We start from the raw sequence: 25,126 nt of genomic DNA, 5'->3' as shown, positions 1-25,126 counted from the left end.
CAGGCATAACGCTGCCGTGTAGAGAAAGCTTAGACTAGCCGAGTCAAAAGCTCGACTAGCGGTGTCCAACGAAGCGTCAAAAAAGAAAGGTTAGTAGCTTAGGCTATTATCTTGGAAGCTCGATGCCTTTAGGCGCGAGTAGTTCACATAGTTAATTGTTGAGATTGATGCAGTGCTTTTAGGGCCGATGGATCTGTAACATTCTCTGTGAGTTCATTGTAATACTTAAAAACCTTTAAAAGCTTTGGGCGTTTCTTTTTAGTTGTGACAAAATGTTGTCAGTCAACTTTAACCAATTAGTTTCATATTCCCATGTCTTTTTAAAGTCTGCATCGCTTCTTGAACTTTCAAGCATTTCTCTAAAATCGAAGACATCTGAAAAATTATCAGCCGTAACATCATACCTTCCATAACCTCGGTTTTCAGGCACAATATATTTTAAAAAATTAGATTTAAAATCAGCTATAGTGCTTACCAATTCCTCTGAATTATTTAGCCTTTCTTCTAAGAATTCTTTTTCAAAATCTGTAATTGTGCCTGTCGCTTCTAAAGCACCAGATTGGTTTATAGCGATTCCCCAATTTTTATTGGCCAATGAAGGGTTCTGCCGATTTACATCTGAAAGAAGTGAGTCATAGGGAGACAGCATTTTTTCTACCGCCTTAGGCAGACTACCTCCCGGCAAATATAATTCACCAGTAGCAACAGCTAGCTCATGCATATAGTCATCAACTGTTTTAGTTATGTCTATCTGGCTCGATGTCATCGTCAGCGGTTTGGTATACGTTTGGTTTAGCTCTGGAGGCGCGCTTTCATGATATACGTCATCCGCCAATTTTTTAAGCTCAGTTTCTAAAAGAGCCTTGCCATTTATAGGTGACTCTAAAGTCACATTTTGATTATTAAGTGGTTGCGGTAAACTTCCAGAATTAACCTTCATAATACGTCCCTGATTTAGTGATGTAATTTCATATCGGCCTATTCTGATGATTCTTTACATTCATCGTTTTTTAAAAAAGGCAGCCAAGCTAATTGTATTATTATTAGGGATAGATTATTCTTTAAAAACTTAGGGGAGTAGTCTCTTGCATTTAGCAAGGAAACTGTCAACAGTCTCCGAGCAACATCGCTCGTGGCAGTTTCGAACCGTCTCAGGTTTTGACAAGACTTAAGGCAATGGGTCATTTCGGGCAGAGGTGGTTTATTGCCTTATTATTCCAGTCTGCCCTAAGGGTAAATAATGAAACTACGTCACTGCCAAAGCTCACTTCATTTTGTAAATAGACCTGCCATACGCCTTTCAGGTATTGCTATAGAGGGGGCTCAGTCATGGTTTTAGCTATGACAGCTATTATTGCGGGGTTTATCTTACTCGTATGGAGTGCAGACCGCTTTGTTGAAGGAGCGGCATCTACAGCTGGTCATGCTGGCTTGCCTTCAATTTTAATTGGTATGGTTATTGTTGGTTTTGGGACTTCGGCTCCGGAAATGGTTGTATCAGCAATGGCTGCAAGTGATGGAAACCCTGACTTAGCGTTAGGTAATGCACTTGGGTCCAACATTGTAAATATTAGCTTAATTCTTGGTGTAACAGCCATCATTGCCCCTATCGCTGTTCAGTCTAAAATTGTTAAAAATGAGCTTCCCTTACTATTAGTTGTCGTACTTTTTTTGGGGTATTTGCTGTATGACGGCGCTTTATCAGTGATTGATGCAAGTCTGTTGCTGGGCGGATTAGTCTTGTTCTTAGCATGGTCTGTGTACTCAGGTATGAAATCACCGAGTGATACCCTTAAAACAGAATTTGATACTGAGCTTAAAAGTCACGCCATGTCCTTAGGAAAAGCAATTTTCTGGCTCATCGTGGGCTTAACATTACTCATTATTAGCTCTCGCATACTTGTTTGGGGAGCGGTTGAAATTGCAACTGCGCTCGGTGTCAGTGACCTTATTATCGGCTTAACTATCGTTGCATTAGGGACATCTTTGCCAGAGCTTGCAGCTTCTATTATTGCCGCTAAAAAGGGAGAGCATGACATCGCAATTGGCAATGTTGTGGGGTCGAATATGTTTAACATCTTAGCTGTAATTGGTATCGCTGGTATTATTGAGCCTATCCCTCACATTTCTACAGACGTACTTTACCGAGATTGGAGTGTGATGCTTGTACTTTCCGTCATGTTGTTGGTTATGGCTTACGGTTTTGGCCGACAAGGCAGGGTAAACCGTTGGGAAGGTGGTGTCTTGCTTACTTCTTACATTGCTTACAATGGTTACTTAGTTAACAGCATCATTAACTAGCTTTCGTTATCAAATCATTTAGAAACAAACGCGTATATTATTTATATTTAAAGGAAAATCACCGATGGAAACCATCATAAACTTTTTTTCTGAGCACCAATTACAAATCATAGCGATAGCCAAGAATACATTGCTTACTATTTTCATTTTAATAGGAGCTAGTATTTGCTCAAAGCTACTTAAACGAGCTGTACATAAAGGTGTTTACCGATTGAGCAAGCATGATGAAATCATTACTAAGCTGCTTACCACGCTATCAGGCTATGTGGTTTATTTAATTGCAATTGTGATTATTTTAGATTTATTTGGAGTCAATACGGCCAGTCTTGTCGCACTCGTCGGTGCCGCAGGCTTAGCGATTGGTCTAGCCCTAAAAGATACGCTCAGTAATGTGGCTGCGGGGGTCATGCTACTTTTCTTAAAGCCTCTAAAAAAGGCAGAGTTTGTTGAAGTGTCAAGCTATACAGGGAGTGTAAAAGATTTAGGTCTATTTACCACTGTCCTTGAAACCGCCGATGGTGTTTTTGTGTCAATCCCAAATAGCACGGTTTGGGCAAATGCGATAAAAAACTTTACGAGAAACGAAAAGCGTCGCATGGATATAACTGTGGGTATTTCTTATGGTGATTCAATTGAAGATGGGCTTGCGGCATTAAGGGAGCTTGTTAGTGAAGAATCTCGAATTTTGATTGAGCCAGCCCCTCAGTATTTAGTCCACACATTAGCAGATAGTTCTGTGAACTTGCAGCTTCGTGCTTGGGTCGCTACACCACATTACTGGGATATATATTGGCAAACACAGCGTAAAATTAAAGATAAAGTGGAGAGCAAAGGGATTACTATTCCGTTCCCTCAACGTGATTTGCACATAATAAACGGCGATAAAAAATAATGAAAAACCTCGCTCAGTCCTAGCACGTTTCTCTATGATAGAGTGACAGGACTGGGCCTTTGCTTGAGAGCATAGCTCGCGTGTAATAATTTAAAAACAGAATTTACTATGCTCAAATATTGGTATAAAAACATTCCAGCACACCACAATAGTCCTGAGCTATTTTGGCGAAGCCGTTTGATCGCCCATTCTTTATTGATATGTACTGTGTACTTCTTTGTACTGACTGTTATCAATATCTTTAAATTCAACAGCTATGAACTCGCTTTGCTTGATGCGGTTGGGCTAACTTTGTCTATTTTACTATATGTTTGGTTCATTAAAAGCTCAAAAATTAAAGCGGTTTCATGGGCTGTGGTGTTATTGATTAACAGTTTAATACTGACATTTATTATCTCAATTAACGGCGCGGCCTATTCATTATTTTGGGCAACATTAATTCCTCCATTTTCATTTTATTTAGTAGGTCGAAATTGGGGAAGTTTACTTAGTGCGTTTGCTTTTGCAGTGTGTGCTTTTATAGTTTATGAACACTCACAGAATCCGGAACCTCTTAAAATTGGCCTTGGCTCTGTTTTTAATATTATTGAAGTTGCCATTGCTCACATTGTCTTATTTCGTTTCTATGAAAAAACTCGGTTTGCTGCTTATGATACGTTGGCTGAGAAAAATCAGCTTATTAAAAAACTCGCTGAAACCGATAAACTCACTGGATTGTTTAATCGAGAAAAACTAGATAGAACGCTTTCAAGTTTACTAAAAAGCTCGAATTTTGGTTTCATACTACTAGACATTGATTATTTTAAAGAAATAAACGATACCTATGGTCACTTGGAAGGCGATAAAGCGCTTGTCATTGTTTCAAATAAATTAAAGTCAGTATCTCCAAGTAAAGCGTTATGTGCTCGTTGGGGTGGCGAAGAGTTTGTAATCATCATTGAAGGGGCAACCTTAGATGAAACAAAAGAGATTGCAACGACCATTATTACAGATATAAATGGTATTTATTTTCACGAAAAAAGATTGTCAGTCAGCTGTGGAGTGACGGTCAGTCGTATTGATGATAATACGTTGACAGTAATTGAACGTGCTGATTCAGCTTTATATCGTGCAAAGGAAAATGGCAGAAACCGGATTGAGTGCATACTTTGATATCATTTAAATCTTTTCTAACTCACTTTTCAAAAACGATTTAGAAGAAGATTTCGGGGCAAATACTTTAAACTGTATTAATTCAGACAAGATCTGACATTCGGCTTTTGCAGCACGCTACCTAAACAAGCTTGTGTTCGTGAGTTACTCATTCCTCTTACACGTAAACAGCGTCAGTTTTTTATAGCCTCGTTGCCGAGGGTCCTAAATATGCTTTTGCAGTGTTGCTATGTATCTAGATGTTAGGAATGATGCAAACAATAAAGCAATAAAAGGTATGTATGCCCCAGCTGTAGGGTAAAAGTTAGGTAGGGCGAAATATACTATGACACCTACTAAAATACCTTTGGTTAGTTTCTTAATAACTAACATACGAGTCTTTGTTTTGTTACCGAATGTATAAGCCCTAATTCTCCAGCTATAAACACCAATAACTAGTTGAGCAAGTGCGAAAGGCACTAAAATATAAAGCCAAATCATTAAAAGGTTTGCTCTGTGTAAGATTTGGTATGTAAGCGTTTGTATGTTGTTTGTTACTCTTTTAACTAAAGGCAAAAGCTTTGCTGTTAGCCTGGCTAAAGGGTTTTTATCGTCTGTATCTCGATTTACCTTGTCCAAGAAATACTGCTTAAATCCTGACCTTACAATGATTGTGTTGTAGTGCCTATGCGATGCATCAGTAAGGTTAAGCCAGTTTTTTTCACCGATGGCCTTGTAGCTCGCTTTAACTTCATTTTCTAGCATTTTGTTAAAGCTGGTGGGGTTTAAAGCAAGAACCTGTGCTGCCAACGCAAATAGAATAAAGATGAATAACTTTGAGTATTCTTTTTTTCTATTTTGCTCTCCAGACTTATCCTTATACAGGTCTTCGCTGTCATTCTCATAAATCATGACGAAAACGCCTCCTTAAATGTAAGGGTTTTACTTTCATCAAAATTAGGAACGCCGAAATAGAACAGGTGTGAACGCTTCACAATCTTGCGCAGTAGAAAGTGTTGTATCATCAGTAATGATTCTTGATTTAACTCTTTTTCAATCAAGTTTGGTTTAGCGCGTATTGCTGAGTTCTTGTGCGTGATTAGAAACTGGCTGATTGTCTCTAAGAGAGGGCCCCATACTGCAATACACGAGCCTGAGCCCCCAGTGTAGACCATAACATCGAGTACGGCTGTAAGTTCACTTGTAACCGTGAAGAGAAAGGCTTTAAAAAACTCTGCTCGGCTCAGATGTGAATTATGTACAAGAGAGTGCTGACCAGCTTTGTTAATGATGTGATTAAATAGATCTACATCTTGTTGTGGATGCTTCAATTCATCCCCAATAAAATCTAACAAATATCGAAGTGTTTCTTCCACAGCAGGTGCTTTCTTGTAGATGACCGAGTATATGTGCTTGTTATCTTCTGAAAGTGAATTATTCACATTGCTTTTTTTGTAGCATCTACTTTGGATTTTATATACTTTTTCTCTGCTCATCGTTGTATTACCGGTACTTTAGCTTTGATTGTTCTGCCGTCAGCAAGTCGTGCTACATATTGTAAAATAGGCAGCGAACCAAGTAGGCTTTCGTTAAATGCTTTGTCGTTTTGTTGTGTAAGCCTCTCAGCGTATGAAGAACCAAAGTCAGTCATGTCATTTGTGTTCCCTGAACTTTGACCTAAAGTGATTTGCTGGCTGGTTATTGGCACTTCACCAAATTGGCTGGAAGCATATTCTTGAGTTGATGTGTCGTTTGCTCTCATAGAGAAGAAGTTGTTGCACAGACCTAATACACGGTTTGCAGTAGCTGGGTCTGTTTTAGCTTCAATATCAGCTTTAGTTTGGGTTGCAATAAACATTTGCATAAATGCTGCACGACCTTGGGCTAATAAATTCAAAAGAGCATCATTCCCAGCAATCGCTGCATGTACTTCATCCACAAACACCGCTACTCGACGGCCTCTCCCTTCTGAGAAGTTGTATCGTGAACCTGCTACAGCAGCAATGTCAGCTAAAACAAGTTTGCTCAAATAACCCGCTGTCTTTGTGTCGCTGAGAGAGTCAAGCGCCATGTAAAGTAGTCCTCCATTTTCAACGATGTCTGAAGTGTCTACATAACGACTGTCTTTCTCTCTTATTTTCCCTGATTTCTTTGATACACCTTCAATGTGATTTGATGTGTAATCTGTAGTTTCACTTTCAGCTGTTTCGTATCTAGTATCCTCATCACGCGCATCTAAGCTTTCTGCTATCGCCTCTTCTGGTGATATAAGCTCATCCATAGGTGTAGATGTAAGGACGCTAAAAATAGGAAGTAAATTAGCTGTCATCTTTTGCATATGCTCGGCGTTGTGCGTAAGCAACTGAATTATGCCATCCACTTCTGGTGATTGATGTTGTTGAGATATAACTTGTTGATAGTAATTTAGCATTTGCTCTAAACGAGTTTTCCCGAAAGAGCTCATTTTGGCGCTAAGTTGAGTCTCCCAATCTTCCCCTAAGCATTTAGCGTAGTGTCTTTCAAGGCACTTTTGAGTTAAGGCGGTTTTGCCTGTTGTCACATAACGAGCAATCGATTTGATTTGTGGTTGTATGCCCGCATAAAGCATCGCGTTAACTGTTGAGTTTATGACGTTCCAGTTGAATCGAATGAAGCTATCTTCTTTACCCGACTCAACCATAATGGATGCGATACGTTCAGCTATCTCAGTCGGTCTATTCCAGTTTTTAATCGGATCTATTGTGCAAGATGTAGATGGTTTAGAAGGGTGAAAGTAGTGGAAGTGCTCGCCCTTACCAAAATGTTCCATTTCCGCTTGTAGGGCTTTGCGCCACGATGAGTCGTTTTTTGGGTCTAATACAATGACGGTATAGCCTTTGTGGATCATCGCGAGGCTTAGCAAAATGAACATTGTTGTTTTACCGGTACCAACATTGCCCATAATCATAGAGTGGCCAAAGAACGTTTCAGCATCTACGTATTGCCTTTCGGCATCCCCGACACCATCAATCCATGGTTTACCGCCAAGCTTTAACGTTTCTTTACGCCACTTTTTAACGAATGGTTTAAGAAATAGTGGAAGCTTCACTTCTTGTTTGTCAGAGTATAATCCTTGTATTTGATATGAGCGATTTGCATGCTCCACGCCCCATTCAAATCCATTTCCAATGAATATCTTGTTCTTTCCCTTCTTTTTGTTGTTTGGATTTAGGATATTCTCTTTAGCCATGTGCTCTTGACGTATTGCTTTTATATCCTCGAATTCAATCTTGTTGAAGAAGATTTTGCACTGGCGTTTGACTAGTGGAATTGCCTTTAGAGTGTAGTGTCCACATTGAGCGGTGAGTATTGTAGTGATTCCAAAACCCACCATACCGATATGGCCTTCACTCTCAATAACGCTTGAGGTAAAGGTTACAACACCAGCGGCTAAAGAGACGTAAGCCTTATTTAATTCATATACAGGTCGGTATAAATTTTCGTGGAATAATGGGTTACTACGTTCCTGCGTCATGTTTCACCTTAATATGTATGTCATTCTTATCTTGTACGATTGAACTCGACAAGATATTTGTTTCGCTGGCTTTGCTGTTTGTGACGGCATTAACAAGAGTTTTCTTATCTCTTATAGGTGCAATTAAAAAGCCGTCTCTTAACTCAACTTTTTCGTGAATAATGTTTCCAAATAATAATTCAGCAGTCTTAAGGGTTAAGCCAATAGCAAGCAGAGATTCAATATCTAACTTTGCTTTCTGAGATGTATTATCAGCTGCGGTTACATCTGAACTATCCTGATTTTCATTTGATTTCGGCTTTTTTTCAGCTTTTTGGTTTTGACTTGGTTTAAGCGACTTCGCTTTAACGTATTTACGCTTATTGATGATGAAGTAACGAATTAATGCTGGTGGCTTTCTTTCGATAAGCCCCGCTTTTTCAAGTTCGTTTTCTAGATTGTCGTCAAGGTTGTCTTTCCATTTATCATCAACAAGGTAGTAGTTTTGACCATCGATTAAAATCGGCTCTAAGGTCTTTATGAACTCAATGGCTTTGGTCGTTGAAGTCACCTTAATACCACTCTTAGGTTTTGGGGCTGCTTTTTTAAGTGTTGTTTCGTTATTTTGCTTTTCCGGTACCTTTGCGCTTTGTTGGTTGGTTGGAGCAAATAGCTCACCATTAGTGTTCTTTGGTTTTTCCTTTTTAGGTTTATCTTTGTTCGGGCTATCCTTTTGAGCTGCTTTTGCCTTTTCAGATGGATTGTTAGGCTTAATGGGCTCTTCCGCAGTAGCTTCTCCTTTGGCTTTACTGGTATTAGGCTTGCCGTTTTTTTGCGGACTCTTTGTTGCCGAATGCTCAACTTTCATTTCTAGAGAATCACTATTAGCTTTTAAGTGAGCCGCAGCCTCATGAGCAATAACATTTTCTTCGCTTATGTATCGGTAACCCTCACTTGAGTAGATGACTGCGTTTAGCCCCATGTCGAGTTTTAATAGGCCGTAACGGTTTGGTGGAATAACTTCACCTTTAAGCAAAAATAAAGGCCACTCCAGACGAATAACGCCAATACCGCCCTTAAGATTTTTACTGATGAGCAAATCAATACCCTCAGACAGGTTAGTAACAGTTTCAAAAAAGAGCGCGTAATCAGTTTTTTCTTGCTTACGAAGAATGCCCCTATCCATCATTTTTTCACGCAAAAGACTTGGGTTGTTAGGAACGGTTGGATCTGATTGATGCATTTCCTTTGCTAACTCATTGAAGCATTCAGGCCACCGAAGGTATATCTCGTTATCAATAGCAATAGCTTTACCTTCTGTTAGCCATACTTTGGCTTTATCTTGCATTAGCTTGAGGATTTTTTCGTGTAACGCTGACTTCCTTGCGCCAAGGTCGTTGTCCCAAGTTGTTTGAATGTCTTTGGCAGTTGAAACATAGTCAGCTGAGCGAACCGCTCTTTGTAAGTAGCCATCTATACCTTGATAGTTTGCAAGGGTGGTGCTTATGTCTTCAAGTAAGTTGCCAGGGCATGTGCCTATGTACCTCTTTGCATCAGGAGTGAGGATTTGTTGAAATATGGGTTGTGGAGAAACTTCATGCCCCTTATGGATTCTGTCTTTTCTCCATCTAATGCCAACTTTTGTTATTTTGTTTTTTTCCTTCCAACTAACAAGGTCTTCTATAATTGGAATCCAGATATTATTTGGATTGCTTTTATCGTAAATATCCATATCAGTTTGCATCTTCCCTGCATCGTGCACTAAGCCGCAAAGCCATGCGGCGTACTGATATCTTTTTGTTCTTTGTCTCTCGATGTCTAGAGGGAATTCTTGAGGGAGGAATTGAGACTTTGCTTGCCTTAATGCCAAATCAGCTACTTGTAAACTATGTTCAATTAAGCCGAACTCTTTAGCATGGTGATAACCCTCAGAAGCTGGAAGGTTGCCACAATATCTAGCGTAGTTTTTAATCGTATCTATAAATAGACCCTGAAAGGTTAGGTTCTCTTTTTCCCAATCATGGCAATTTCCAAAACAGTAGCGAGTTTGAGCAATTAAATATTTATTATTATCAATGATCTGATTAACTAACTCTGGGCTATTCGAACTATCAAGATCTACATTGCACTTCTTTGCGTCATCTCTCATCAAGCGAACGGCATTTTCACTTTGAACGATTAGATACTTTTTCTGAATTTTAAAAAAAAGCTTAATTAAAATAGTAAAAGGAATAAGTAAAAGCTTCATATTTCTCTCTGGAAAAATTAGGCGGTTTTCCGCCTAGTCATTTTAAGCTGCGTTAACTTTTGAGTTGCTTGGCTGTTCGGTTTCGTTCTTAGAGTCTGCAGAAGGGCTATCCAATGAAGTGGATTTTGAGTCAGTCTTTTTTTCTGTGTTTTTATTTGAAGCTTTGGCTTTAATTTCTTCATTTTGTTTTAAAATAAGGCTGTCATCTACATATAACTCTAGGCCACCTCGAATTAACGAAATTAGTTGGGTGGATTTAAATCGACCCCCACTTCTGTCTTTACCAGGTGATGTAGCGTTGCTAATTTTTGCTACTAATTTTCGTAATAGACCAATCGCTCTATTGCTGTTTTCATGACGACCTAAATCTGTAACAAAACCTGTTAACCAAAGATTTTCTAATTCTGCGATTTCATTATCTAAAGTTTGAATTAAATTTAGTAACTTCCAAGTGACTGGATAGCAAACTGGTACGCTTGATTCATAAGAGCTTGGTGTCATAACTTCTGGTGATTCTTCTAAACCGGCATTTTCCATAAATGCTTCTTTTTGTTTTTGTATACTTTCGATTTCTTGGTTAAACCAATCAGCAAGCTCTGACTCCCAAGCGCTTACTTTCGAATAGAGTTCATTTTCTGTAGTGGTTAACATTAATAATGAACCAATGCGTTCATAAATATTTAATGTCCGGTCACCTTCGTTTTTCCAAAAGTTATGGATGGTGTGTGATTTGAACTGGATATTAGTAACAAATGTTTTATGGATTAGTTGGTCATTATTGATCATGATTTTCTTCCTCAGCTGGAGCGGTAAATAGTGTTTTAGAAAGTTTGCAGATCTGCTTTTTCAAACTAACTCTGGATGAATGCAAAACTTCAAGTGACTCCCTTAATGGAGCAAGTTGCATTTCAGTTTCCCAATTAATTTTTGCGTGGCCATCCTCGCAATTTTTACTCAGTTGTTTTTCGGTATATCCTTTTTTTGTTGGTGGAATTTCTTTCCCCCAATGCCTATTAATTTTCTTGATAGGTGAGTACTCATGAGAAACCCAAGTGATGTAAAATTTTTCAGAGTTTTTTCGCTGCCTAACTTTTACTTGCAATGTCGATTTTTTAAAATCTCCCGACTCACCATGAATTTGATCTAAAAGAACTCTCCTTTTTTTGTGTTGATCACAAATATCTTGCGCACTTTCTACAATTGGTTTTTCAGCATCCTCGATAGCCTCTAAAACTAATTTCAGCACTTCTATTTCTGTAGACAGCATCTTTAACCCCGAACTTTAATTGAGACTTAATTATGCTTTGCGAAAAGATAGCTAAAGCCGAATTTTCAAACGTATATTCAAAAAAATTAGCCAAAGCACGTTTTTAAGTGTGGAGAACAGGAAGTTGAAGTGAATTAAACCTCAAGGGTGTAACTGGGAAATAAATCTAGAGCAATAAAAAGGCTTGCTCTATTTAGACGCAAATAAAAGTTTTCTGCGTTGCGGAACTGCCAAGGAACACTGTGAAGGGGGATTATTTTTTGCATCATAGACACGCAAAAACTTGTCATTGAATGACATTGGTTAAATTAACTTTTTTCTGCATCATAACTACGCAGAAAAACCGTATTTATAAATTGGGGAGCTATTGCGGCAGGCTTAACATGTAGCCAAACCGACTGTAAATGTTGAATGGTTGCATCATAATCTATGCAACGGAATACCTGTGAGCTTTAAGTCACCTTGTTTTAAACGGTTCTAAAGAGGATAGTTAAGGAAAGAAATATCATTTACGGTTACTGCAATAAAACGAAATTTTGCATCATATATGTAGCAAACAAACTTAAATTACTTGAAATCTAAAAGTTGAGGGCTTTGATGCACCTCGCCAATGTATTAACTCGCAAGTATCTTCTGGCGATAATCAAACTGTTGGCGAGAAACCCGAATTCTCTTTAATTCCTGCTCATGGCTTTAAAAGCTCATAAATGTAATCAACTTGCTTTTTACTAGTGCGTGTTAAGCCATGTAAGTTAGCAATCTCCAATGCCAAAGTATGTAATGTGATACCGGGCCTTTCTTTCAATGTTTCTTGAACAATTTCGGTTAACCGTGGCTTATACTCTTCTTTAAAGTGGTTGCTTGCATCAAGCACATTGAAGCACAACAGGAAACTCTAAGGCGGCGCTACCGGCGAGCCCGTAACATCACGCTGATCCTGGATAACTACGTGATCCACAAGAGCCGGCTGGTGCAAAGCTGGCTGGCAGACAACCCCAAGTTCATCCTTATCTTCCAACCGGTTTACTCACCCTGGATAAACAAGATAGAGCTGCTCTGGCACAAGCTGCACGAAACGGTGACCCGTAATCACCAGTGCCATAGCATGGTGTCACTGCTGAAACGAGTCAGATACTTTATGTACACGGTTTCACCATTTCTCGGTAATGGTTATGGAATAGCCAAAATGTAGCACTATTAGGAACAGCTATTTATATACCAAAAATCAGCAGTACTCTGAAAGCAGACGTTAATAATTACTTTCTTATATTATTCATAAAAGCGGGCGTAAAACGCTAATCATCGTCACACAATTGCATTGATGTAACACACTTATAATTTTAGCTCTTCAAGTCTGCATGGCTTTCCAAAAAGGTACCCCTGATAAGTATTGCAGTCCATGCTCTTTAACAATGCTCGCTGATCCTCTGTCTCGACGCCTTCAGCGATTACTTGCAGATCCATTGAACTAGCTAAAGTTATAATAGCCTGAGCAATAGCCTTGTCATTACTATTGTTAATGATGTCCCGAACAAAACTCTGATCTATTTTTAACTGGTTTATAGGTAACTGTTTCAAATATGATAAAGATGAATAACCAGTACCAAAATCATCAATAGAAAACGTAACACCGCATTGCTGCAATTCTCGCATCTTAGCTTTTACATCTGGAATATTATTAGCCAAGAGTGATTCTGTTATTTCTAACTTTAGCAGTTGAGGATTAGCGCCTGAATTTTTCAATGAGTTGAGTACTTTCTGAACAAAGTCATCTTTGCTAAATTGAACTACGCTAATATTAATCGCGACGCTTAGATTATTCGTAACAGGTTGTTTAGCCCAATTGACTAAAGTCTCACACGCCTGTTGTAATATCCAATCCCCAATAGGCACAATAAGGCCTGTTTCTTCTGTTAGAGGAATAAATTGTGCCGGTGAAATCATCCCTTTTTCTGGATGAAACCAGCGTAACAGCGCTTCGACACCGACAACCCGCCCATGCTGGTCAATCTGCTTTTGATAGAAAAGAGTAAATTGTCTTTGCTGTATTGCGTTATATAAGTCGTGGATCAGGGTCACTCTTGAGTTAACTGCAACCTGCATCTTAGGATCAAAAAACTGCACGCCATTGCGACCAGCCTCTTTAGCTTTATACATTGCTATGTCGGCTTGTTTTAATAAATCCTCTTTTGAGACGCTTGCGCTATTAAACATTGTTACCCCGATGCTTGCGGAGCTATTGTAAGTTAAACCCTCTAAGTCATATTCCTGTGCTAAGTGAGCCATGATTTTTTGCGCAAGTGATTCAGCCTGACTAGCAGCCGTTTCTTTATCATTACTTAAGTCTGATACTACGACAACAAACTCGTCTCCCCCTAACCGTGACACCGTATCACCCTGCCTAACTGAACTAACCAAGCGTTCAGCGACCTGACATAACAATAAATCGCCTTTATTGTGACCAGCAATGTCGTTAAGATTCTTAAAGTTATCTAAATCAAGAAACATTAAAGCCGCAAAATTGTCGGCGCGCGAACAATGTGTCATTGCCGCCAGTAATCGGTCTAATAACAACCGACGATTTGGTAGTAATGTGAGTGGGTCATAAAATGCTAACTGATGTATTTCTTGCTCACGCTTTTTACGCTGAGTAATGTCCCGCACAATTCCAATGAAATTAGTTTCACCAGCCATTTTTACTTCAACAACACCCAGCTCAATAGGAAATGTTGTACCATTTTTGTGCAACGCATCAAGTTCACGAATACGACCGGTAATGTCACTGATACCCCGGTTAATATAATTTGATAAGTAACTATCGTGATGTTCACGATGTGGTGAGCCCATAAGCATACTGATATTTCTGCCTATAATTTCTTCATCAGAATAACCAAAAATTTCATTCGCAGCCTGATTAAATGTAAGTACCTTACCCTTGCTATCAATGGTAATAATGCCATCAAGTAAACTCTCGACAACAGCTTCCATCTGCTTTGATTTTTCGTTGAGTGAGCTTTCGGCCTGTATCTGGTCATTAATATCAAAGTGCGTACCCAGTAGCCACTCAGCATTACCATCATTTGTTCTTGTTGACACTCGCCCCCTGGTATTAATCCAAACCCACTCGCCGTTTTTATGTTTCATTCGAATATTGGCTTCGTATATGGGAATAAGACCGGCTGCGTGTTTTTCGATTTGTACAGCACTATAGGCTAAATCATCGGGATGGGTCAGTCTCTCCCAGGTGTTTCTGCAAGTTGGCAGCAGTTCGGAAAGTTCGTAGCCCAACAATGATGCCCATTTATCATTAATTACTAACTCGCCATTTTGTAAATTAAGACGCCATGTCCCAATAGTATTGGCATCAATCACCGCTTTGAGTAAATTCTCACTATTGCGAATGAGTTCTTCATCCCGCTTCTCTTTCGTGATATCAGTCTCAATTGCAATAAAGCCACTAAGCTCGCCTTCTTCGTTTAGCAATGGATTACAGGCTATTCTCACCCAATATGATTGCTGCTCTTTTGAGTAATTGAGTACGTCAACATTGAAACTCTGCTGTAAAGCTAAGGCCGCTCTCATCCTAACAATAGTTGCAGGATCAGTGTCGGCTCCCTGCAATAGTTCGCCTGGCTTTTTACCCAGCATATCTTCGATGCTATAACCAGTGATGCTAGTAAACGCCTCATTTATCCAGACAACAAAACCACGTATATCGGTTATCACTACGCCATTCGTTGTTTGCTTGGCAACTTCCGAAAGACGTCTGATGGCAGAGTGTGCAGCGGTTTGCTCAGAAGTATTGCGAATAATAATCAGAACTTCATTTTCATCAATTTTCTTGTATCGCGCTTCAAAGGATTTATTTAATTTTTTGAAGGTGCAGTTGTGGTGAATGACATTGTCGTTCTCAAAAGCTTGTTTAACATTATCCATCAGTTGATGACCTAACTCATTAGGCAATACATCAAGGATTTTCTGCCCTAAAATTTCATGTTGAGGCTTAAGCAAATCAGGGTGGTCGTTACACACTGAAAAACGAAAGTTTCGGTCAATGACAAAAACCATATCTGGCAACGTTGCCATTATTGATGATATTCTTGTCATGCCTGCAGAGACTTGTTTTTGTAGCGTTTCCTGATCTAGTCTGGCAATCTCATGCTCAACCATGTCAGCTAACTCACGTAATACTCGTTTTTCGCTTATCGTCAAGTCACGAGGCTGTGGATCTATAAGGCATAATGTGCCAATAGGTTGCCCACCTGGCTCGCAAACCGGCGCTCCTGCATAAAAACGTATATGCGGCTCCTCGGTCACAAGCGGGTTAGCAGAGAAGCGGTCATCCTTTGTTGCGTCGGAAACGATAAAAATATCCGGGTGCAATATTGTATGCCCGCAAAAAGAGATATCACGGTCAGTCTGAAAAGCATCAAGCCCTACCTTAGATTTAAACCACTGCCTGTTACCATCGACAAGCGAAATTAAGCTCGTTTGGACATTAAAAATGAAAGTCGCAAGTCGGGTGATACGATCAAAGCGCTCTTCGGCAGGCGAGTCCAGTAACGCTGTGCGTTTTAATGCGAGTAAACGAACGGCTTCATCAGCAGGATAATCAGGTGCACTCAAAAGTCTCTCCTATAATGTTTTACTCAGTCGTAAATTACCGATAGTGCTTTAGAAAGACACTCTTAAACACTCTAATAGTACTTGTGAATTTACTATTTAAACCGAACAACAAGCTCATGTAGTTCATCAGCTATTTTATTAAGATAAATAATGGTTTCTGATAGTTTCATGGAGCTTTCAGTGCTCATATCGGCAAGCGTTGAAATGTTCACTATCTGCCGGTTTATGTCCTCAGCAACATGAGCTTGATCTTCAACTGCGGCAGCCATTTGAGTAGACATAGAAGCAATTTGACCAACAGAGTCGGAAATACCACTTAACATTTTACCACTCTCAATCACATGAGCAAGACCATCTTCTGCATCTGTCGCGCCAGCATCAGCGACGCTCACAGCATCACCAGCGCGTTGCGTTAATTCGGTGATAATACCGTAGATTTCTTTAGTTGATTCTTGAGTTCGCTGGGCAAGACTTCTTACTTCATCTGCAACCACGGCAAAACCCCGACCTTGCTCACCCGCACGAGCGGCCTCAATAGCGGCGTTTAAGGCAAGTAGGTTGGTTTGGTCTGCAATCTGTTCAATTATTTGCGCAGCACTGGCGATACGTGAGGTTTGCTCTGACACACCGCACACAGAACTACCAATTTGCTCTACCGTTAGTTTTAGCTTTTGAATAGAGTCACGGGTAACATTCGCCACCTTAGTGCCTTTTACTGCAAGATGGTTAGCAGTATCTGCCTGCTTAGCAGTATCACTGACATGCTTAGATACTTCGGCAATAGTAGTCGACATTTCATTCATCGCAGTAGCCACCTGTATGGTTTCTGCTTGCTGACTGTCAATGTCTTTTCTGGTTTTATCGGTTAATTCTGCGCCTTTTTCCGATTCCTTGGCGACAACAAGCGCGGCACTTTCGATACGGGTAATCACTGTTCCTAAATGCGCAAACTGACTTAAAATCGCAACTTTGAGCTTTCCTATATCACCAGTATCATCAGTATAGCTTTTAACCGCCAGTTCATCTGAAAATGAATGACAAAGCATATCATTCAGCGTATGAAGAGTTTTCTTTTTTTTTAATGATACCCAGATTGCAAAAATGATGACTGAGATTAGTAGTATACCCTCCGAAAGTTCTTTGAAACCGAAGCCGAATAAACCCGCACACAGGGCTATCGATAATACTAGGAAGGCATTCTCAAGCGATATGGGTAAAGTAGATCGACTACTTTTTCCTGCATTAATATCACGATAAAGTTTAGTCGCCCGCTCCACGTCTTGTCTTGAGGGGCTGGAGCGAACTGATTCATAGCCTATTACTCTGCCGCTCTGTGTTACAGGCGTTACATACGCATCAACCCAGTAGTAATCGCCATTCTTACAGCGGTTTTTAACCAAGCCCATCCAAGGCTTTCCCGCTTTCAAATAATGCCACATTTTTTTGTACGCCTCTGGCGGCATATCAGGGTGCCTGACCATATTATGAGGCTGGCCAATCAGCTCGTGCTTTTGAAATCCACTCACTTCAACAAAGGCATCATTACACTCAAGAATAGTCCCTTCAGTATCAGTCACTGATATAAGTTTAGTTGTACTTCCGAAAGTTTTCTCTCTGTCAGTAACCGGCAAGTTTTTGCGCATGTAGTGCCTTATTTATCATCTATACAAAAAATTATTAATAAGCTGAGTATAAAAGTATAGTATTTTTTTATAAATAATAATGTTAATAATATCAAGCTATATGTCGAGATTTTCAGCAGACTCAAGCGCATCTTGCATATCGATACCAAGATAATGCACTGTGCTTTCGATTTTCTTATGATCGAGTAACAGCTGAATGGCGCGTAAGTTTTTGTCTCGCTTGTACAGAATAGAGACCTTAGTTCTGCGCATGCTGTGAGTGCCATACAAACTGCTTTCTAAACCGATGGATGACACCCATTTATAAGCGCGGGTGCCAAGATGAGGCACAGCGTGTTTTCGTGAAGGAAATAAATAATCATCATATTTTAAATTTGCGAGAGTAATCCATTCGAGCAATGACTGGCGGGTGTGAGCGATGATTTCAAACATTACTGGGGTGCCAGTTTTCTGCTGAACAATACTGGCTCTCGTTAAAATTTCACCAGCTCGTATGACATCTAACACTTTTAAATAGCTGTTCCGAATAGTAGATCACTGGAGGGAGGGAACTCAGTCCAGTTTGTGCGATCTGATCAGTCGCCAAACAAAACCAAAAACGACACCCAAAGGACTGAGTTCATGCCGATCTTACCATCTCTTCCTCGCCCAGAGCAGCGCCGAATGCACAAGATTATTCAGACCACCCGTGACAAACAGTATGCCCGTCGAGTCATGGCCATTCTGCTGCGTTACGAAGGCTACACACTCAAAACAATTCACCAGCTGACCGGCGCTGCCCGCTCAACACTGGGCCGTTGGCTCAACTGGTATCACGAAGGCGGGCTTGAGGCGTTACGTTCGCAGCGGCCGGGACGACCACCTTCTTTGCCGATTCGACATATTATTCGAGAGCTTCAGGTGCTGATTCAGTTTTCAGCGCAAGACCTGGGTTACCAGCGCAGCCGCTGGTCTACTGAGTTGTTTGCCATCGAGGTCAATCGCTTGTTGGGCCTCAACATGGCAGCCTCCACGCTTCGCCGCTGGCTGCCGCATGAAGGGATTGTCTGGCGTCGCGTTGTACAGACATTGAGGATCAAAGACCCAGACTATGATAACAAGGTAAAGCAATTAAAACAGGCACTTGCCGACTGCTGTCAGGATAATCCCGTGCTCTACGCCGACGAGGTTGATATCGATCTGAACCCCAAGCTGGGAGCGGGCTGGACACGTCGAGGCCAGCAAAAGAAAGTCGTGACACCGGGTATCAACGAAAAGTATTACCTGGCCGGAGCCCTGCATGCGACAACGGGCCAGGTCACTTACGTTGCTGGTTATAAAAAGAACTCGGCCCTGTTCATTTCGCTGCTGGAAACGCTACGGCGGCGCTACCGGCGAGCTCGTAACATCACGCTGATCCTGGATAACTACGTGATCCACAAGAGCCGGCTGGTGCAAAGCTGGCTGGCAGACAGCCCCAAGTTCATCCTTATCTTCCAACCGGTTTACTCACCCTGGATAAACGAGATAGAGCTGCTCTGGCACAAGTTGCATGAAACGGTGACCCGTAATCACCAGTGCCATAGCATGGTGTCACTGCTGAAACGAGTCAGATACTTTATGGACACGGTTTCACCATTTCCCGGTAATGGTTATGGAACAGCCAAAATGTAGCACTATTAGGATCAGTTATTTAAAGATTGCTTCCTCACTTTGTAATTGCTCAACATAAATGGGAGCTCGAGCACTTTTTCGAGTGAGGTTAACCGGAATAAGAATTAATGGAGCTTTAAAGCTTCGGGTATCCTCTGGGTTCTCTTTCCACTTAAGGAAACCCAGTGCTAAGAAAAGTGTATTTGAGCCACTTTCTTCTAAATCATTTTTTGCTTTCCGAAACAGCTCGATAGCATTTTTTTCTACCTTTTTAGGAGGCTGATTAGCTAATAAAATTTTATTATTTAACTGATTAAGTGCATACTCTTTATGTATTTCCGAGCCGGTTTGGAAACGAAATAACTCACTGTCTCGTTCTGAATCAAAATATGGACTTTCTTGAGTTGATAAGAATTTAAACTTTGTCCCATCCGCCAACATACCTTTCATATTAGCTATATCAGGACAATATAACTGTATACATACCGACTTATTATTGAAATTTAAAAGTTTATTTCTCTTAGTTAAATCAAGAAGCTTTCGGCACCATGAGTCAATGCGTGTTTCAGGGCTTTCTTCGACAACACGTTCTTCAACACGAACGGGAGGTAAAAGAGGAACTTCAGGTAAAGTAAATTCAACAGTTTCATATACTGATTCAGCTTCAGCTTTAGCCTCTTCTATAGTTGATAACGGTTTAATTGACTGAGCTAGTGCTTGGCCAATATCTAAAACCATTACAAACTCTTCTTCTTTATCCTCGTCAAGTTAATTTCTGGCATGATCTTTTGCTTGTTCAAATGTAACAGGAGAAGCATTTGTTATGAGCGTTGTTTCAAACAAGACTAAATCTCGGTTATCCACGCGCTTTCTTATATCCTGTGGATCATCATTACAAAGAATTGGCAACTTCTCATCAATTAACCAAGCACCAGCAAAAGCATGCCCACTAGTGGTAGTCACCAAAGGGTTTAGACCCATAGCTTCTATACAACTTGCAAATAAGACATAAGAATCTAAACAAGCGGACATTTTAGATTGGCTGATATCCGCTGCTAGACGAATTCATTGGCCAGTTTTTGCGAAGCATTGAGGAGGGCTGACATATGCTAACTTTTCTTGGAAAATAACATTCCAAAGCGCAGCAAGCATCAAATATGGCTTTTCTCTAGTGTTCGACTGATACCCATCTACTGAGCGTCCTTGGCCACTACTTTCTAAAAGTAAAGCGACTTTTCTAACTAAAGACTCAACGTATAAATCATTTGGCTTTACAAAAGCCGCTAGTAAATCTGGCTGACGACTCTCTCCACCCCAAAAATTGGCGGGGAGAATACTCACTTTATGCTCACTACTACACAGGAGAAGGTTTTCATCATCCAGTAGCTCAAACTTAAGCCCTAGAAGAACTTCTTCGGTGAGGCCAAAAAGTGTTTCAAAAGGAAATTTAAGTTCTTTGACTGGTAATTTAACTGACTGTCCAGAAATCACTTCATCAATAAGCCACTCAGAGGAGTCTAACCAACCTTCAATTGCATTCAATCTTAACTTTAAATTACGTAGGACTGGTTTGTCGTAACATTCCGGTACAATGATTTGGATATTACGCAAAACTGAATATGAATTTTGCTGTGCAGTTAGTGAAAAAGTAGAAATCACATCTACTTCTAATTTAATAGTGCCTTGGTTTTGCTTATTAACTTCTTCCATGAGAAATTGTAACCCTTTGTTCTTGCTTAAGTAGCAATAGTAGTTTTAACCAATGTAACTAGAACATTATGATTGGACAAGAAACGGGCGGCATACATTTAATCTATGTCAAAAAGTTTCTGGTTAACCTACAGAGCTGAGTGGCTTAAAATTGTTTTGCAAAGAAGTGGCCTATACAACGCCCCTTCCAGAAAAAGGTATAACTTGAAAATACGTAGTTTCTGCCTCAAAACTATTCAAAATATACGCTATTAGGCTCCACTTTGAGCTAAAACAGACGGTCGTTCTAGCTCGTTTCTGGACAAATGTGAGTTACACGTCATCTGGTAAACCACTAACATCAGATTAGTAAAAGTATCTTTAAACCTTAAACGCTTGTATGTCCATGATCGGGGTTGAATACTATTACCGTTATTGAGGTAGTAATGGCTAAGTAGCTATATCAGCGTTTGCCTTGTTTGTTTTGCTATCGTTTCCTCATCAATACAAAAGGCCAGAGATAAACTGTTGATTAGCACTTTGTTGTGCTGTTTCCTGTTGGTTGTTTTGTAATGAAGTTGGGGCATGAGGCCAAGACGATTCATGGGTATAGCCAATCAGCTCGTAGCTTCTTGATTTATTTTCATCATTTTACCGATAAAGCCTAGTTAATACATAATGTTATGTCTAATATCTATAGAGATTACTGAAAGTTACCCATTAACTTGTATTGCGGTGTTGTGAGTGTTCTTGTGTTACATAAATATAAATTTAGCCCTTGGTTGTTTTGGACAATAACCATAATGTATGGCGTCTTTAGTTATATGATCGTCTATCTAGTAACGGATAAGTTTCTCGAAAGACAAATCCAACAAGTAAAAGAGACAATTCAGCATGAAGTAGCGTTAGTTAGATATAGTATTGAAGCGAATATATTTCGTGATACTTACCTTGCAGATAGCTTGGCGTCGGTGGTGTCATTAGACCCTGATTTCGCAACAAAAAATTGGAACTCTATATCCAGTCAATTTTTATCCAAAGCTGCGCTTGTGAGAAATATCGGACTAGCACCCAACGACATCATATCTCATGCATATCCTTTAGAAGGTAATGAAAAGGCGATTGGGTTGGACTTTAGAACTGTTCCAAATCAGTACGAAACCGTTCAGATAGCTAAAGATACTCAAAAAGTTTTCATAGCTGGGCCATTAGAACTGGTGCAAGGAGGAAGAGCTCTTATTGCAAGATACCCAATATTTACAGACTCCCCTAAAAACAAAAATTACTGGGGTGGCCTAAGTGTCGTTATAAATTATGACAAACTAATAGAAGCTTCAAAAATACAAGATGTTATCGGCGCAAACATTGCGCTAGTTGCCACCAACTCAAATGGAGAGAGTAATAGACTTATTGAGGGTAACAATATTGCTGTTGAGAACTATGATATAAGCTACCCCATATACTTGCCAAATAACAATTGGACCTTATTTGCTTCATATAAAGACTTTAGTGAAATAGATAGCATATATAAATTTAAAATTATTTTCATGACCTTTGGGATTGCAACTTTTTCTATTGGCTATTTTCTTCTAATAGCGTTAGTCAAAAACTACTTACGTGCTCAAAACTTGTCATTACATGACGAGCTTACTCAATTACCTAATCGCCGTTACTTATTTCAAAAAATGACTAAATTAATGTCGAGAGAGGGTTCAATCGTTGAGTTTACTGTTCTTAATATCGATTTAAATAAGTTCAAACAAATTAATGATTCCCTAGGGCATGAGGCTGGTGATGAAGTCTTGAAGCATACAGCCTCATCCTTAAATCGTTGCTTGCGTTCATCTGATTTCATTTCAAGAGTTGGAGGCGACGAATTCGTTGTTATCTTACACCGAGTATCAAATGAAGAGGATGTGGATAAAGTAATCCATAAGATGCATCTTTGCCTTGAGTCCAGCCCTTTACACTGGAATAGTCAAAAAATATGGATTTCATTAAGTATCGGGAGTTACACCTTTAAAAGTAAGGCAAATCCAAAGCTTATCAATGAAGTATTGTCCAATGCAGATAAAAGCATGTACTTCAATAAATCATCTGCAAAGAACAAAGACATAGCGTTTTTCATTTAAAAAGAAATATCGCACATCAATTATATATAGGTTTGAATTTGGGCTGAGGGATTATATAAACTGATTGATTTAATCATTGAGCTAAAATTATTGAGTAACAACGCTAGCAAACTTAGGGGCAAAGGCAGCTTGGGGTTACTGGCTATATTAAATTAACAATCCGTCTCTCTGGATATCTTAATTGCATCTTCAATTTCAATTCCGAGATATCTAATGGTGTTATCAATTTTTGTATGGCCAAGCAGTAACTGAACGGCCCTTATATTTTTGGTTCGAGCATAAACCAATGTCGCTTTGGTTCTTCGCATTGAGTGACTTCCATATAGATCAGAATCAAGCCCTAACTGCTCAGCCCAACTCCTGATAATTTACTTCGGGGTTTTTCAACATAAATACAATTTAAGAAAGTAAAATGAAATTATAACCTAATCAAAGTCAAAGCATGGGCCTTTGATTTGATAATACTCGATCGGCAAATTAAACTTGCTTTGCAGTTCATTCAGATAGGAATGTTCAACGCTTGTGCATTTTACAGGACCAGCAACAATTAACTTTTCTACGAAACCTGCTTTATAAAAGTACGCATACTCTAGAAGTTGCCCAATTGCTTGCCGTATGCATGATTTAGCACTAAATGCTGTTTTGATTTCATACAACCTGTACTTATCACCCAATTGGAGAGTCAGATCAACTCTTCCGCATCCTATAACGTTTTCAGTGCCTACGTTATCCCTGCCATAGACTTGCACTAATTCATCATACAAAGCCTGTTGAAGATCATTGTGTAATAGTCGTACATCTATTTGCTGATCTTTCTTATAGGAGGCTTTGGAAAATGACAGTTTTGTTCTGCAACCTGGTTTGAAAACAAAAGAGGGAGTAGAAGGGTTGTCACTATTTGATGCTATCTCTATGTGAAGATACAAAGGTAGTAAGCGATCTAACACATCACAAACTCGCTGATAATCAATTCTTTCACGATTTTGTTTTTCACCTAGGAAAATAAAAGCATTAGTTTTGCACCATTCTGACTTGATTATGGTTGGCTGAAAGTCTTCACTTCTAGAGCCGTCATGCTCAACATCAAAGTGCCACATGCTTAAATCGTAAAACTCAGTTCTGAATTCATTGATGTATTCATTGAATAAATTAATTTTCTCTATTAGAGCATTAAGGTTTGGATGATCTCTACTAGGGCGAAGGGAGAATGCTACTCCGTATCGAAACGAATTATTTTCAAAGCCGATATTAAATTGAAGCTCGGCTCGACCTCCGAAATGAGCACCCCAATCTTTTTTACCCCCTTTGGTCAAATACATACTTTGAGGGGACTCGTGATAAAGAATGAATCTTTTTCCTCAATTCTTGAAGGTTACCCAGCTCATATTCTGTGAGCATTTCATTAATTTTATTTGCAATGTGAAACAGAGATTTCATTTAAAAACCTAAAAGTTATACCTGAATTAAGTATTACATTTGGATTGTTAATGGCCAACTTTGATTTTTGATAACAGTACTCAACTTAATTATCTAATTATAAAGCGCTAGTGATAGAGGTTGTGTTTATTTTTCTGTATCATAATGTGTTGTTTTGTAAATTAATAAATAACAATATAATCAAACGTTTAAATTTTTTATAAATTTTTATTGTGAAATAAATACTTTGTGTAGTTGCCAATTTAGTGACCTTCTGTTTAAAATGTAGCTTCATTGTTAATAACTTTTTATTGGTTGTGTTATGGAAAATCGAAGTCAATTTTTGGATGAAGCAATATCTATTCAAGTTAGTGCTTTGCTTCTAGTGAAACAAGCTGCAGTTGTAGATATTCAATTGGCTGCGCACCTTTTCTGTATTCAATCTGAAGCTGATGTGGTTGCTATACGTGATGCAAGTACAATGACATTGCAACGACTAGCTAGAGAAAAAACAGTTATTAACGCGGCATCGCTTGGTTTGAATGGAATTAAACAAATGCTAGATGCTATTAAAAGTGCTGAGAATAATGATTCAAAACTTGGCAAGCTTAAAAACTTAGCTGCAAGTACTTCAATCGCTGTGGTGGGGAATTAAT

The 25,126-nt window shown here is 39.4% G+C and carries 21 protein-coding genes and 2 pseudogenes; 7 read left to right on the top strand and 16 right to left on the bottom strand.

Annotated features, from left to right (window positions below):
• Nucleotides 1-235 precede the first annotated feature (235 nt).
• Nucleotides 236-940 (bottom strand): hypothetical protein, encoded by a 705-nt coding sequence (locus CWB80_RS02305; protein ID WP_055022485.1) that lies wholly within the window; start codon nt 938-940, stop codon nt 236-238.
• 389 nt (nt 941-1,329) lie between these two features.
• Here CWB80_RS02305 and CWB80_RS02300 point away from each other — a divergent pair, with 389 nt between their 5' ends.
• From CWB80_RS02300 to CWB80_RS02290, 3 genes are all read left to right on the top strand, one after another.
• Complete coding sequence (locus CWB80_RS02300; protein WP_055022484.1) at nt 1,330-2,301, top strand: calcium/sodium antiporter; 972 nt, start codon at nt 1,330-1,332, stop codon at nt 2,299-2,301.
• Between the two features lie 64 nt (nt 2,302-2,365).
• Complete coding sequence (locus CWB80_RS02295) at nt 2,366-3,193, top strand: mechanosensitive ion channel family protein (protein WP_055022483.1); 828 nt, start codon at nt 2,366-2,368, stop codon at nt 3,191-3,193.
• 108 nt (nt 3,194-3,301) lie between these two features.
• The gene (locus CWB80_RS02290; protein WP_138558834.1) at nt 3,302-4,345 is read left to right on the top strand and encodes a GGDEF domain-containing protein; all 1,044 of its coding nucleotides are present in this window, start codon (nt 3,302-3,304) and stop codon (nt 4,343-4,345) included.
• A gap of 204 nt (nt 4,346-4,549) precedes the next feature.
• On the opposite strand, the gene CWB80_RS02285 is transcribed toward CWB80_RS02290, so the two are convergent.
• The 7 genes from CWB80_RS02285 to CWB80_RS22460 form a co-directional block, all read right to left on the bottom strand.
• A complete protein-coding gene (locus CWB80_RS02285) occupies nt 4,550-5,236 on the bottom strand; it encodes an IncC plasmid conjugative DNA transfer DtrJ family protein (protein WP_138601292.1) in 687 nt (228 codons plus the stop codon).
• Nucleotides 5,233-5,820, bottom strand: a complete 588-nt coding sequence (locus CWB80_RS02280; protein WP_036973914.1) for a hypothetical protein — start codon at nt 5,818-5,820, stop codon at nt 5,233-5,235. Before CWB80_RS02280 ends, CWB80_RS02285 begins: the two co-directional genes overlap by 4 nt.
• On the bottom strand, nt 5,817-7,838 hold the full coding sequence (locus tag CWB80_RS02275; RefSeq protein WP_138601295.1) for a type IV secretion system DNA-binding domain-containing protein: 2,022 nt from the start codon (nt 7,836-7,838) through the stop codon (nt 5,817-5,819). Before CWB80_RS02275 ends, CWB80_RS02280 begins: the two co-directional genes overlap by 4 nt.
• On the bottom strand, nt 7,822-10,065 hold the full coding sequence (gene mobH, locus CWB80_RS02270) for a MobH family relaxase (protein WP_138601297.1): 2,244 nt from the start codon (nt 10,063-10,065) through the stop codon (nt 7,822-7,824). The genes CWB80_RS02275 and mobH overlap by 17 nt, the downstream gene beginning before the upstream one ends.
• A 42-nt stretch (nt 10,066-10,107) precedes the next feature.
• Nucleotides 10,108-10,851 (bottom strand): hypothetical protein, encoded by a 744-nt coding sequence (locus CWB80_RS02265; RefSeq protein WP_138601300.1) that lies wholly within the window; start codon nt 10,849-10,851, stop codon nt 10,108-10,110.
• Nucleotides 10,841-11,332 carry a conjugative transfer protein MobI(A/C) gene (gene mobI / locus CWB80_RS02260; protein ID WP_118845363.1) on the bottom strand — a complete coding sequence of 164 codons (492 nt, stop codon included), beginning with the start codon at nt 11,330-11,332 and terminating at the stop codon, nt 10,841-10,843. Before mobI ends, CWB80_RS02265 begins: the two co-directional genes overlap by 11 nt.
• 685 nt (nt 11,333-12,017) lie before the next feature.
• Nucleotides 12,018-12,206, bottom strand: coding sequence for a hypothetical protein (locus CWB80_RS22460; protein ID WP_138601303.1), 189 nt, complete (start codon nt 12,204-12,206; stop codon nt 12,018-12,020).
• Nucleotides 12,207-12,212: 6 nt separating this feature from the next.
• Here CWB80_RS22460 and CWB80_RS02255 point away from each other — a divergent pair.
• A pseudogene (locus CWB80_RS02255) lies at nt 12,213-12,524 on the top strand (transposase); the annotation flags it as partial.
• Between the two features lie 140 nt (nt 12,525-12,664).
• On the opposite strand, the gene CWB80_RS02250 reads toward CWB80_RS02255, so the two are convergent.
• From CWB80_RS02250 to CWB80_RS02240, 3 genes are all read right to left on the bottom strand, one after another.
• Nucleotides 12,665-15,958: an EAL domain-containing protein gene (locus tag CWB80_RS02250; RefSeq protein ID WP_138602702.1), complete on the bottom strand. Its 3,294-nt coding sequence runs from the start codon at nt 15,956-15,958 to the stop codon at nt 12,665-12,667.
• 92 nt (nt 15,959-16,050) lie between these two features.
• Entirely contained in the window at nt 16,051-17,601 is a 1,551-nt protein-coding gene (locus tag CWB80_RS02245) for a methyl-accepting chemotaxis protein (RefSeq protein WP_138602704.1), read from the bottom strand.
• Nucleotides 17,602-17,697: 96 nt separating this feature from the next.
• A complete protein-coding gene (locus CWB80_RS02240; protein WP_283235042.1) occupies nt 17,698-18,108 on the bottom strand; it encodes a tyrosine-type recombinase/integrase in 411 nt (136 codons plus the stop codon).
• Nucleotides 18,109-18,222: 114 nt separating this feature from the next.
• On the opposite strand from CWB80_RS02240, the gene CWB80_RS02235 reads away from it, so the two are divergent.
• Nucleotides 18,223-19,254, top strand: a complete 1,032-nt coding sequence (locus tag CWB80_RS02235; RefSeq protein ID WP_138602706.1) for an IS630 family transposase — start codon at nt 18,223-18,225, stop codon at nt 19,252-19,254.
• A 15-nt stretch (nt 19,255-19,269) separates the two neighbouring features.
• Here CWB80_RS02235 and CWB80_RS02230 read toward each other — a convergent pair whose 3' ends face one another.
• From CWB80_RS02230 to CWB80_RS02220, 3 genes are read right to left on the bottom strand one after another with little or no spacing between them, the layout of a single operon-like run.
• Nucleotides 19,270-19,971 carry a DUF4011 domain-containing protein gene (locus CWB80_RS02230; RefSeq protein ID WP_138602708.1) on the bottom strand — a complete coding sequence of 234 codons (702 nt, stop codon included), beginning with the start codon at nt 19,969-19,971 and terminating at the stop codon, nt 19,270-19,272.
• Between the two features lie 30 nt (nt 19,972-20,001).
• The gene (locus CWB80_RS02225) at nt 20,002-20,265 is read right to left on the bottom strand and encodes a hypothetical protein (protein WP_138602710.1); all 264 of its coding nucleotides are present in this window, start codon (nt 20,263-20,265) and stop codon (nt 20,002-20,004) included.
• A 33-nt stretch (nt 20,266-20,298) separates the two neighbouring features.
• Nucleotides 20,299-20,943, bottom strand: a complete 645-nt coding sequence (locus CWB80_RS02220; RefSeq protein WP_138602712.1) for a hypothetical protein — start codon at nt 20,941-20,943, stop codon at nt 20,299-20,301.
• Nucleotides 20,944-21,746: 803 nt separating this feature from the next.
• Between CWB80_RS02220 and CWB80_RS02210 the strand changes: the two genes are divergently transcribed.
• On the top strand, nt 21,747-23,054 hold the full coding sequence (locus CWB80_RS02210; RefSeq protein ID WP_212751227.1) for a diguanylate cyclase: 1,308 nt from the start codon (nt 21,747-21,749) through the stop codon (nt 23,052-23,054).
• 152 nt (nt 23,055-23,206) lie between these two features.
• Here the strand turns inward: CWB80_RS02210 and CWB80_RS02205 are convergent.
• Together CWB80_RS02205 and CWB80_RS02200 are read right to left on the bottom strand one after the other, a co-directional pair.
• Nucleotides 23,207-23,422 (bottom strand): annotated as a pseudogene (locus tag CWB80_RS02205) (tyrosine-type recombinase/integrase); the annotation flags it as partial.
• Nucleotides 23,423-23,479: 57 nt separating this feature from the next.
• Nucleotides 23,480-24,373 (bottom strand): hypothetical protein, encoded by an 894-nt coding sequence (locus CWB80_RS02200; RefSeq protein WP_138602714.1) that lies wholly within the window; start codon nt 24,371-24,373, stop codon nt 23,480-23,482.
• Nucleotides 24,374-24,792: 419 nt separating this feature from the next.
• On the opposite strand from CWB80_RS02200, the gene CWB80_RS02195 reads away from it, so the two are divergent.
• Nucleotides 24,793-25,125: a hypothetical protein gene (locus tag CWB80_RS02195; RefSeq protein WP_036973899.1), complete on the top strand. Its 333-nt coding sequence runs from the start codon at nt 24,793-24,795 to the stop codon at nt 25,123-25,125.
• Nucleotide 25,126 lies beyond the last annotated feature (1 nt).

The sequence above is a fragment of the Pseudoalteromonas sp. S1650 genome, from assembly GCF_005887195.1.
Classification (GTDB): domain Bacteria; phylum Pseudomonadota; class Gammaproteobacteria; order Enterobacterales; family Alteromonadaceae; genus Pseudoalteromonas; species Pseudoalteromonas simplex.
Note: the sequence above shows the minus strand (reverse complement) of the source record. Positions and strands in the feature narration are given on the sequence as shown.

Excerpts from the sequence above, each read along its gene's own strand:
- CWB80_RS02305 (WP_055022485.1), bottom strand. The coding sequence starts at position 940 with ATGAAGGTTAATTCTGGAAGTTTACCGCAACCACTTAATAATCAAAAT.
- CWB80_RS02300 (WP_055022484.1), top strand. The coding sequence starts at position 1,330 with ATGGTTTTAGCTATGACAGCTATTATTGCGGGGTTTATCTTACTCGTA.
- CWB80_RS02295 (WP_055022483.1), top strand. The coding sequence starts at position 2,366 with ATGGAAACCATCATAAACTTTTTTTCTGAGCACCAATTACAAATCATA.
- CWB80_RS02290 (WP_138558834.1), top strand. The coding sequence starts at position 3,302 with ATGCTCAAATATTGGTATAAAAACATTCCAGCACACCACAATAGTCCT.
- CWB80_RS02285 (WP_138601292.1), bottom strand. The coding sequence starts at position 5,236 with ATGATTTATGAGAATGACAGCGAAGACCTGTATAAGGATAAGTCTGGA.
- CWB80_RS02280 (WP_036973914.1), bottom strand. The coding sequence starts at position 5,820 with ATGAGCAGAGAAAAAGTATATAAAATCCAAAGTAGATGCTACAAAAAA.
- CWB80_RS02275 (WP_138601295.1), bottom strand. The coding sequence starts at position 7,838 with ATGACGCAGGAACGTAGTAACCCATTATTCCACGAAAATTTATACCGA.
- mobH (WP_138601297.1), bottom strand. The coding sequence starts at position 10,065 with ATGAAGCTTTTACTTATTCCTTTTACTATTTTAATTAAGCTTTTTTTT.
- CWB80_RS02265 (WP_138601300.1), bottom strand. The coding sequence starts at position 10,851 with ATGATCAATAATGACCAACTAATCCATAAAACATTTGTTACTAATATC.
- mobI (WP_118845363.1), bottom strand. The coding sequence starts at position 11,332 with ATGCTGTCTACAGAAATAGAAGTGCTGAAATTAGTTTTAGAGGCTATC.
- CWB80_RS02245 (WP_138602704.1), bottom strand. The coding sequence starts at position 17,601 with ATGCGCAAAAACTTGCCGGTTACTGACAGAGAGAAAACTTTCGGAAGT.
- CWB80_RS02235 (WP_138602706.1), top strand. The coding sequence starts at position 18,223 with ATGCCGATCTTACCATCTCTTCCTCGCCCAGAGCAGCGCCGAATGCAC.
- CWB80_RS02230 (WP_138602708.1), bottom strand. The coding sequence starts at position 19,971 with ATGGTTTTAGATATTGGCCAAGCACTAGCTCAGTCAATTAAACCGTTA.
- CWB80_RS02225 (WP_138602710.1), bottom strand. The coding sequence starts at position 20,265 with ATGTCCGCTTGTTTAGATTCTTATGTCTTATTTGCAAGTTGTATAGAA.
- CWB80_RS02220 (WP_138602712.1), bottom strand. The coding sequence starts at position 20,943 with ATGGAAGAAGTTAATAAGCAAAACCAAGGCACTATTAAATTAGAAGTA.
- CWB80_RS02210 (WP_212751227.1), top strand. The coding sequence starts at position 21,747 with ATGATCGTCTATCTAGTAACGGATAAGTTTCTCGAAAGACAAATCCAA.
- CWB80_RS02200 (WP_138602714.1), bottom strand. The coding sequence starts at position 24,373 with ATGTATTTGACCAAAGGGGGTAAAAAAGATTGGGGTGCTCATTTCGGA.
- CWB80_RS02195 (WP_036973899.1), top strand. The coding sequence starts at position 24,793 with ATGGAAAATCGAAGTCAATTTTTGGATGAAGCAATATCTATTCAAGTT.